General features: G+C 73.7%; 8 protein-coding genes. 5 read left to right on the forward strand and 3 right to left on the reverse strand.

The window, feature by feature from the left end; genetic code table 11:
- Positions 1–134: 134 nt before the first annotated feature.
- Positions 135–809: a Tat pathway signal sequence domain protein gene (locus ACFWOG_RS13025; protein ID WP_355409010.1), complete on the reverse strand. Its 675-nt coding sequence runs from the start codon at positions 807–809 to the stop codon at positions 135–137.
- 482 nt (positions 810–1,291) lie between these two features.
- Here ACFWOG_RS13025 and ACFWOG_RS13030 point away from each other — a divergent pair, with 482 nt between their 5' ends.
- The 3 genes from ACFWOG_RS13030 to ACFWOG_RS13040 all read left to right on the forward strand — a co-directional run bounded on the left by ACFWOG_RS13030 (position 1,292) and on the right by ACFWOG_RS13040 (position 3,465).
- On the forward strand, positions 1,292–2,128 hold the full coding sequence (locus ACFWOG_RS13030) for a TetR/AcrR family transcriptional regulator (RefSeq protein ID WP_380357688.1): 837 nt from the start codon (positions 1,292–1,294) through the stop codon (positions 2,126–2,128).
- A 135-nt stretch (positions 2,129–2,263) separates the two neighbouring features.
- Complete coding sequence (locus ACFWOG_RS13035) at positions 2,264–2,920, forward strand: DUF6230 family protein (RefSeq protein ID WP_329880864.1); 657 nt, start codon at positions 2,264–2,266, stop codon at positions 2,918–2,920.
- A 2-nt stretch (positions 2,921–2,922) separates the two neighbouring features.
- Positions 2,923–3,465 carry a DUF6114 domain-containing protein gene (locus ACFWOG_RS13040; protein WP_380357691.1) on the forward strand — a complete coding sequence of 181 codons (543 nt, stop codon included), beginning with the start codon at positions 2,923–2,925 and terminating at the stop codon, positions 3,463–3,465.
- 159 nt (positions 3,466–3,624) lie between these two features.
- On the opposite strand, the gene ACFWOG_RS13045 is transcribed toward ACFWOG_RS13040, so the two are convergent.
- Positions 3,625–4,752 carry an NAD(P)-dependent alcohol dehydrogenase gene (locus tag ACFWOG_RS13045; RefSeq protein ID WP_380357695.1) on the reverse strand — a complete coding sequence of 376 codons (1,128 nt, stop codon included), beginning with the start codon at positions 4,750–4,752 and terminating at the stop codon, positions 3,625–3,627.
- A gap of 127 nt (positions 4,753–4,879) precedes the next feature.
- On the opposite strand from ACFWOG_RS13045, the gene ACFWOG_RS13050 reads away from it, so the two are divergent.
- Both ACFWOG_RS13050 and ACFWOG_RS13055 read left to right on the forward strand, forming a co-directional pair.
- The gene (locus tag ACFWOG_RS13050; RefSeq protein ID WP_329880860.1) at positions 4,880–5,827 is read left to right on the forward strand and encodes a helix-turn-helix transcriptional regulator; all 948 of its coding nucleotides are present in this window, start codon (positions 4,880–4,882) and stop codon (positions 5,825–5,827) included.
- A 396-nt stretch (positions 5,828–6,223) separates the two neighbouring features.
- Positions 6,224–7,549 carry a globin domain-containing protein gene (locus ACFWOG_RS13055; protein ID WP_380357698.1) on the forward strand — a complete coding sequence of 442 codons (1,326 nt, stop codon included), beginning with the start codon at positions 6,224–6,226 and terminating at the stop codon, positions 7,547–7,549.
- Between the two features lie 148 nt (positions 7,550–7,697).
- On the opposite strand, the gene ACFWOG_RS13060 is transcribed toward ACFWOG_RS13055, so the two are convergent.
- Positions 7,698–9,131, reverse strand: a complete 1,434-nt coding sequence (locus ACFWOG_RS13060) for a selenium-binding protein SBP56-related protein (RefSeq protein WP_329880856.1) — start codon at positions 9,129–9,131, stop codon at positions 7,698–7,700.
- Positions 9,132–9,384: the final 253 nt, after the last annotated feature.

Below are 9,384 nucleotides of genomic sequence, written 5' to 3' on the forward strand. Positions count from 1 at the left end.
CACCCCGGGTCGCACACGGTCCCTGCCCCCACCCCCCTACCGGTGGTAAATTTGTCTTCCGCTTCCCCAACGCCGTGCGGCGACGGGACTCCCCCCACGCCGCGCGCAGGTGCCGAGGGCCCTGCCGGGGGCGATCAGTTGATGTAGATGTGCGGGTTGCCGGGCACCGAGCTGTCGGTCACCGGCCCGTAGGTCGCGCTGAAGTACCCGGTCGCGAAACAGGTGCTCGGGCCGGAGACCTTCGGGAACGCCTGGGAGCTGAAGCCGATGGTCTGGCCGACGTTGCTGGTGGTGCCGGCGATGCTGCCCGGTGCGCGGTAGACGCAGGTGATGGTGCCGAGGACGGTCTTCAGCACGACCGTGGTCTGCAGCGGCCCGGCCGCGGTCGGGCTGAGGCTGACCGGGTTGCCGGCCGCGTCGCTGACCGAGTTGGTGTACGGCAGGTTGTTGACCGTGATGCTCTGCACGCTGGTCACGCCGATCACGTTGGCGGTGCAGGAGCCGAAGGTGTGGCTGTTGAGCTGCTCGGTGGCCACGCCCGGGGCGGCCGGGTTGCTGGTCACGGTCGCGGAGAACGACGAGGTGGCGCACTTGATGCCGCTCGTCCCGGTCGCGCTGGAGTAGAAGGTGGCGTAGCTGCCGGCCACCAGGTTGGCGGTGAGGACGTCGCCGACGGCGACGTTCGGACCGCCGGGGGCGGTGTGGGTGAGCACGGCGGGGCCGGCGGCCTGGGCGGGGGTGACGGTGCCGGCGGCCAGCACCGCGGCGGCGGCGAGGGCGGCGGTACCGAGGGTTCGGCGGATGCGCATGAGGGTGTGCCTCTCTCCTGGCGGAGTCGGGTGGGGGGAGCCCGTGAGGTCGCGTGGGGGTGGCGTGCGGCGGTGGCCGGCCGATGAGCGACCGCGACGGGGTGGTGCGGGTGGTGGGGCACCGCGGACGGTGACTCGGCGGGCCCGGCGCCACGGGCCCGCCCGTACGGCGAGGCAGGTCGAGGTACCTGGCGGCACGGCGCCGTGGTACGGCGGGGAGCCGGGCGGTACGTCGACGTACGTCGGGTACGGCGGCAGTACGGCGAGGAGGGTGCGGGTGGTGCGGATGGCGCGCGAAGGGTACGGGTGGTGCGTGGGCACGCCGGGTGCACGTCGGCGGCTGCCACCGCCGGGCATGCGTTCGCCATACTGGACAGTCGGAACGCGTGCGGGTCTCCGGCGGCCTGGCCGCAGATTGGAAACCCGTCAGTGTTGTAAACCGGACGTCGCGTCAATGTCAAGACAAAACACAGGAGTTGGCGATGAAACCGGAGTCAGCTACTCGTCGTGCGGACGTACTCCTGCCCGGCGCGCGCACCGGCCGGGACCCGGCCCGATCGATCAAACGCGGTCCGAGCCGGCTGCCGCCCGACGTGGTCGCCGCCACCCAGCGGGAGCGGCTGCTCGACGGGTTGGTGCACACGGTGGCGCAACACGGCTACCAGCGAGCCACGGTGAGCGACATCTGCCGCGCGGCGGGGGTGACCAGACCGGTCTTCTACGAGCTGTTCACCGGCAAGGAGGACGCCTTCCTGGCCGCTCACCGGCACGGGACGGGGGTCGTGATCCGCCGGATGGCGGCGGCCTTCGCGGTGGCGCCGGACTGGTGCACCGGGATCCGCGAGGCGCTCCGGGCGATGCTCGAACTGCTGGCCGGGGTGCCGGCCTTCGCCACCATGGCGGTGATCGAACTGGACGCCGTGGGGCCGGCCGGGCGCCGCGAGCGGGACCAACTCCTCACCCGGTTCCGGGCCTTCTTCGCCGAGGTGCCGCAACTTCCCGACGGGGTGGCGGCGGAGGCGATGGTCGACGCGGTCGTCGGCGGCGTGTACAGCATGCTCCAGCGCTGCATCGACGCCGGGCGGACGGAGGAACTGCCGAGCCTGCTGCCGACGTTGAGCCTGTTCTGTCTGGCGCCGTTCCTCGGTCCGGAGGAGGCGGCGCGGCGCCTTGCGGCGGTTCCGGCGCCGCCGGAGCCCGGTGCGCCGGAGCCGTTGTCCCCGAACGGGTCGGGCCCGGTCGGGGGTGCCCCGGACCGGGCCCGAGCGGTCGATGATCCTTCGCGCACCTGTATTGACCCCTTGAATACCGGGCAGTAGCTTCCCAGTTACCCACTGCGGATCCGACGGCCCGCCCCGCTGCCGAGAGGCGGTCCACCCGGCCGGTCCGCAGAACGCTGTCCGCGCCAGGACAACGTGCCTGTGCCTGCCCGTCCACCGTTCGAGGGAGCACACATGGCCACGTCCGATGACGCAGCCCGCACCACCGAGACCACCGAGACCGCCGAGGCGCCCACCGGGTTCAGAGGACGGGTCCGGCTGAAGCGCACCGCGCTGATGGCCGTTCCCGCCGTCGCCGCCGGCGCCCTGCTGATGACCCTGACCGCGCAGGGCGTGCTCGCCGCCCAGTTCGCCATCTCCGGCATGCCGTTCACCGTCACGGCCGACAGCCTGGACGGCGTCGGCTTCGAGCAGTTCGGCAGCCTGGACCACATGATCGAGAACAGTCCCAACGAGGGGGACACCGGCGGGCAGGTGCTGGTCGCCGTCTCCGCGATCAAGGAGGCCTCGCTCACCAGGCTCTGCCAGAGCGTGGACCTGGGCGGCATCAACCTGCTGATCAAGGCCGGGGACGCCGGGACGCCCGTCACCGCCACCGACCTCACGACCGACTCCGACCTGCTCTCGGGCGACGCGGAGTTCAAGAACATCGAGATCGGCGGCGACGCGAGCACCTACACCAAGGCCGGCGTCAAGGGCCTGCCGGGCGTCTTCGGGCAGCAGGCCGACACCGTGAAGATCCGCAACCTGCGGCAGCACAACTACGCCACCACGGCCGGGGCCTTCAAACTGCCCAACCTCCGGCTGACCTTCAGCTCGGAGGGCTGCTGACGGTGGCCGAGCCCGAACCCGCCGCAGGACCCGCACCCGGGAACGCCTCCGCCGGGCAGGACGGCCGGCCGAGCAGCGACCAGGACGGCCGGCCGACCGCCGGGCAGGCCGTCGAGGAACGCCCCGCCCGGACCGGAGCCCGCCCCGGTCGGCGGGGCTGGCGGGGCCGACGGCCCTTCTGGGGCGGGCTGCTGGTCCTCCTGGGCGGCGCGGAGATCCTCTTCACCCTCCGGGCCCCGCTGCCCGTCGTCCTGCACATCGGGCTCCAGGGACTGGCCGGCTACCTCGTCCCGTCGGTGATGACGCTCTGCGGCCTGCTGATCCTCTTCAACCCGGCCCAGCGGCTGTTCTACTCGATCGTCGCCGTCCTGGCGTCGCTGGGCAGCTGGCTCACCTCCAACCTGGGCGGGTTCCTGATCGGCATGCTGCTCGGCGTGGTCGGCAGCTGCCTGACCTTCGGATGGCTGCCCGACCAGCCCCCGCGCCGCCGCCTGCTGCGCCGGGGCTCCGGCCGCCGCAAGGCGGCCCGCCCGGCCGGGGCGTGAGCCGGGCGGGCGCCGTACCTGCGCCCCGCCCCCGGTGATGGGAGAGCACCGGGGGCGGGGATCCGGGCGCCGACCGCGGCGCGTCCGTGCGTCGGACCGCGCCGTCGGACCGGGGCGCTCCGGCGGGGTGGGCGGGACGGTGACGGGGGACCGGGGAGGTCAGATCGTCGCGGTGTCGATCACGAAGCGGTACCGCACGTCACTCGCCAGCACCCGGTCGTACGCCTCGTTGATCTGCTCCGCCCGGATCAGCTCGATCTCCGCGCCGATGCCGTGCTCGGCGCAGAAGTCGAGCATCTCCTGCGTCTCCGGCAGGCCGCCGATCATCGAACCGGCCAGCGACCTGCGTCCGACGAGCAGCGCGTGCGCGTTGATCGAGACCGGCTTCTCCGGCGCCCCGACCTGGACCAGGGTGCCGTCGGTCCGCAGCAGCCCGAGGTAGCCGCTCAGATCGAGGTCGGCCGAGACGGTGTTGACGATCAGGTCGAAGGTGCCGGCCAGCTCGGTGAAGGTGGCCGGGTCGGAGGTGGCCCGGTAGTCGTGGGCGCCCAGCTTCAGCCCGTCCTCGCGCTTGCGCAGCGACTGGCTCAGCACGGTGACCTCCGCCCCCTTGGCACGGGCGATCTTCACCCCCAGGTGGCCGAGGCCGCCCAGACCGACGATCGCGACCTTGCGGCCGGGACCGGCGCCCCAGCGCGTCAACGGGGAGTACAGGGTGATGCCCGCGCAGAGCAGCGGCGCGGCGACGTCCAGCGGCAGCGCCCCGGGGATGCGCAGCGCGTAGTTCTCGTCGACCACCAGCTGCCTGGCGTAGCCGCCGTAGGTGGGCGCGCCGTCCCGGCCGACCGCGTTGTAGGTGAAGACCGCGCCGCTCCCACCGGTGCAGTACTGCTGGAGTCCGGCCCGGCAGCTGTCGCACTCCCGGCAGGAGTCGACGAAGCAGCCGACCCCGACCCGGTCGCCGACCGCCCAGCGGGTGACCTCCGGGCCCACCTCGCCGACCACGCCGGCGATCTCGTGGCCGGGGACCATGGGGAAGATCCCCGGACCCCAGTCCTCGGCGACCTGGTGGATGTCCGAGTGGCAGATACCGGCGTAGGCGATGTCGATCAGGATGTCGTGGGCACCGAGCGCCCGGCGGGGGACGGTGGTCCGCTCCAGGGGGGCCTTCGGGGCCGGGGCGGCGTACGCGGCGACGGTGCTGCCGCCCGCCTCGGTGCGTGCGGCCTCGACGTCGCCGGCCTCGGCGTTCGTGTGGATGGTGTCCGTGACCGTGGTGTTCGTCATGCCTCAAGGCTCGGTCCGGCGGCCCGGGGTAGACAGACCAGTGCCTAACGTAGGCACGGCCTTCCTACCACCGGCAGTATCACCCTCCAGCACTCGCCGGGAGCCCGGTCGCACGCATACTGCAGACGTGGACCAGCGCACCGAACTCAGCGAATTCCTCCGGTCCCGGCGTGCCCGGCTCCAGCCGTCCGACGTCGGCCTGCCCGACTACGGCGGCCGGCGACGGGTCCCCGGGCTGCGCCGGGAGGAGCTGGCCCAGCTGGCGGGCGTGAGCACGGCGTACTACGTCCGGCTGGAGCAGGGCCACGGGGAGAACGTCTCGGCCGCCGTCCTGGACGCGATCGCCCGCGCCCTGCGGCTCTCCTCCGCCGAGCGCGAGCACCTGCGCCGCATCACCAAGCCCGCGCGCCGCCGCCCCGGTCGCGGCCGTTCCACCCGCCCGCAGCAGATCCGCCCCGAGTTCCAGCAGCTGCTGGACGCGATGGAGAGCGTCCCGGCCTACGTGCTCGGGCGGCGCCTCGACGTGATCGCGTGGAACCCGCTCGGCAACGCGCTGGCGGGGGACTTCGCGGCGCTCCCGCCGGAGCACCGGAACATGGCCTGGCAGGTCTTCCTCGATCCGGCCGCCCGCGAGCTCTACCTGGACTGGGAGACCAAGGCCGCCGACGTGGTCGGCATTCTCCGGCTGGACGCGGGCCGCGACCCGGACGACCCGAGACTGACCTCGCTGATCGGCGAACTCTCCCTCAAGAGCGGCGAGTTCCGTCGTCTCTGGGCCGCGCACGACATCCGGGACAAGGGCCACGGCACCAAGGAACTGCACCACCCGGTGGTGGGCCGGCTCACGCTGCGCTACGAGACGCTGCGCCCGGCGGAGGAGGCGGACCAGGTGCTCGTCGCCTATCACGCCGACCCGGGCTCGCCGTCGGCCGAGTCGCTCCGGCTGCTGGCCAGCTGGACCGCGACCGGGCCGGCACGGCCGTCCTCGCCGGCCGTCCGGCCGGACGGTGCGCCGCCGCCGGACGCCTCGCCGGTGCACGGGGACGCGGGACGGCCCCCGACCCCGCCGGTGTAGCTCCCCGGGGAGTCCGGCGGCCCTGCCGGCAGCGCCCGCCCGGCGTGGCGGGCGTCGCCGCCCCCGCGTCCGAACGTTGCCGGCGGCCGGGGCCCGTCGGGACGGCCGGTCCTCCCGGAAGCGTGCCGTCATGGCGGCACCCCGGTAGCCGCGCGGCCGTGGCCATGGCGGCGATGGGTCGGGAGTCCTCTTTGTGGCGGGGTCGTTGGTCCGGTGGTCCCGGGAGGGCCGGGACCACCGGCCCTTTCCCGGTGACGCGTCCTGCCGTCTACTGGACCGGGAGCCACCCCCGGGCCGCCGCCTGCCCGAAACCCGGTCGGGGCGGGTCCGTTGCCGGTCGACGGCATGAACGGGCCTGTCCTGTCATGTAACTGATGGGTAGTTAGGCTGCCGGTCATGGAGATCAGCAGCACCACCACCGAGTACGACCGCCTGATCGCGCGGCACCATGCCATGCGCCTTCGCCGGCAGATCCTCACGCCGGCGTCGTCCCCGCTGGACTCCTTCCCCGACGCCCGTCCCGGCTCGCGCCCCGGCGGCCTCGGCCCCGGTGCCCTCGACGCCGGTGCGGGCGGGGCCCTCGACGCCGGGGACTTCGACGCCGCCGCCGACCAGCGGCTGATCATGGGCGCCCTCGGCCTGGTCGCCCCGTTCGCCGACCTGATCGACCACCTCTACGCGTGCATGTTCCGCCGCCGCCCGTACCTCCGGGCGCTCTTCCCGGACTCGATGGAGTTCCAGCAGGCCCACCTGGAGCGGATGTTCGACTACCTGGTCGAGAACCTGCACCGGCCCGCCCAGCTGTCCGCCACGCTCGCCCAACTCGGCCGCGACCACCGGAAGCTCGGGGTCCGGCCGGTTCACTACCAGGCCTTCGAGGAGGCCCTCTGCGAGGCGATCCGGCACCGGGCCGGATCCCGGTGGAGCGCCGGACTGGAGAACGCCTGGGTGCGGATGCTGCGGTTCGCGGTCGAGGCGATGGTGGCCGGCGCCGAGTCGGCGCTCACCGAACCTCCGTACTGGCACGCGGTGGTGGTCGGCCACGAGCGCCGCCGACCCGACCTCGCCGTGCTGCGGGTCCGCACCGGCGAGCCCTACCCGTACCGGGCCGGCCAGTACGGGACGGTGGAGCACCCGCGGCTGCCGCACACCTGGCGGCAGTACTCGATGGGCTGTGCGCCGCGCGCCGACAACGAGTTGGAGTTCCACGTGCGCCGCACCGGCCCGGGCGGCGTCAGCGAGGCGCTGGTGGAGCACACGGCCGTCGGCGACCGGCTTCGGCTCGGGCCGCCGCGCGGCACGCTGATGCCGGACGACGACAGCCGGGACCTGCTGCTGGTGGCCGGCGGCACCGGACTCGCCCCGATGAAGGCGATCGTCGAGCAGCTGGTCGAGCACCGCCCGCGCGGTCGCCGGGTCCACCTCTTCGTCGGCGCCCGGGCCCGGGCCGATCTCTACGACTGGCCGTCGCTCGCCGAACTCGGCGGCCGTAAGCCCTGGTTGGAACTGGTGCCGGTGGCCGACGACGCGGCCGGCGGGCGACCGGGTGCCGGCCCGGGCCGCCGGCTCGCCGAGGCGGTCGGCCGGGCCGGCGACTGGTCCGAGCACCTGGTCTGCGTCAGTGGCCCGGCCGGCCTGGTAACCGAGGTCCGGACCAGGTTGGCCGCCGACGGCCTACCGGCGAGCCGGATCCACCACGACCCGGTGCTCGGCCGGGTCTGACCGCCGCCGACGGCCAGGGCGACCGGCGGCGGGCCCTTCGGCACCGCCGCCGGAGGGCCCGCCAACGGCCGCGACACCCCTGCTCGGGGACCGCGACCGGGACCGCAACCCCGACCGCGACCGCGACGGGGACCGCGACCGCCCGGGACTACCGGTAGCAGTACGAGTCCGAGGAGGCGTCCCCGCCCGCCAGGTGGGTCTGGTGCACGCGCAGCCCGCGGAACTCCTCGCCGTGCGGGAAGAAGCGCCGGTCCACGGTCAGCCCGCCCGCCTCCGGGTCGGCGTCCAGCTTGACGATCCACGGCTCGATCCCGTCGGGGTAGAACTGGTCGTCCCACGCCCCGTACAGCGAGTTGGTGACGTAGAGCCGCCGACCGTCCCGGCTGATCTCGACCATCTGCGGCGCCCCGCTCAGCGGTCGGCCGGGCTGGGCCGGGTGCGGCGTGCGGGCCGCGACCCCGCCGAGCCGCACCGAGGCCGTGAGCCGCGGGTGGAACGGGTCCGACACGTCGTACTGGAACAGCTCGCCGGTGCCCCAGGCCGAGACGTACAGCCAGCGGTCGTCGACCGACAGGTTGATGTCCGTGATCAGCGGCGGCACCGCGCCGAACGGCTGGAGGGCCGGCGGCAGGTCCTCGGCCTTGGCCTCCTCGGCGGGTATCTCGATCACCTTCCGCGCCGTGAACGCCTCGCCCTGCCGGTACCAGAGCCAGACCGACGCGGAGAGGTCCTCCACGTTGGTGACCACCCCGGCGAACCCCCACTCCGCCTGCGGATCGTGCGCCGGGCGCAGCTCCAGCACCATCTGGTACTGGTCGCCGAGGTCGATCCGCTGAAGGTGCCGGCCCGAGTCGAGCTCCCAGAAGTGCAGCGCGTGCCCGTACTTGCGACCCAGCAGCAGCTCCGGGACGACGCCGTCCTCGACCATCCACGGGGTGCCCCACTCGCTGGTGACACCCACGTTGGTCCCGAGGTGCCACCACACGTCGTAGGCGAAGTTCTGCGGTCCGCGCTCGGTTTCCCAGGGGCGCAGCACCTCGAAGGTGGTGTGGTCGAGCAGCGCCACCCCGCCGGGCCCGTCCGCGCCCTCCGCCGCACCGAGGCAGGAGAGGAACACGCCGTCCGGTCCGCAGTGCAGCGTGTGCGGCCGTGAGTAGCCCGCTCTCTTCGCGAGCTCCTCCGCCTCGACGGTCTTCACCAGCCGTGGCCGCACCGGATCCGGTCGGGTGTCCAGCACGTGCAGCTTCGACGACCGCAGCCCGGGCAGCAGCAGGTACCGCCGCTCCGGGTTGTCGTGGCAGGCGTGCGCGAGCGCGCTGGAGCAGGCGTTCCACCCGAAGTGGTGCAGCTCGTCACCGACCCCCGGCATGGCGGTGAAGTTGAGGACCCGCCCGTAGCTCGGCGACTCCGGGTCGGCGTCGACGGTGATCAGCGCGTCCGGCTGCTGCGCCGACCGGTCGAACCCGGCGACGTACGCGAGCTTCTCCGGCGGCGCGGCGATCGCCTCGGCGGGCGTGCGGTAGAGGGAGGGGTCGCTGTGTCCGTCCTGGTGGTCGTCGTGCGGGCCGTGTCCGTGCGGCATGCTGGCTCCTCAACTCGCCTTCTCGGCAAGGGAAGTGACAGGGGCCCGGGTAGCCTTCCACAGATTCACGGGCGCACAGCAGGCGCACGGGGGAGCGGGCGGGGGGTATTCCCGTGGCACGGGCTCCGCCATCCGGACGGTCGCGGTCCGCCCGGCCGCCGCCCGCCGGTGCGGCCGGCCTCACGGTCGGCCCCGCGGCCGGGGCCGCGGGGGCCGCGCCCGCGCAGACGACTCCGCCGGCACCCGAGCGGGT

The organism is Kitasatospora sp. NPDC058406, from assembly GCF_042722765.1.
Lineage (GTDB): Bacteria > Actinomycetota > Actinomycetes > Streptomycetales > Streptomycetaceae > Kitasatospora.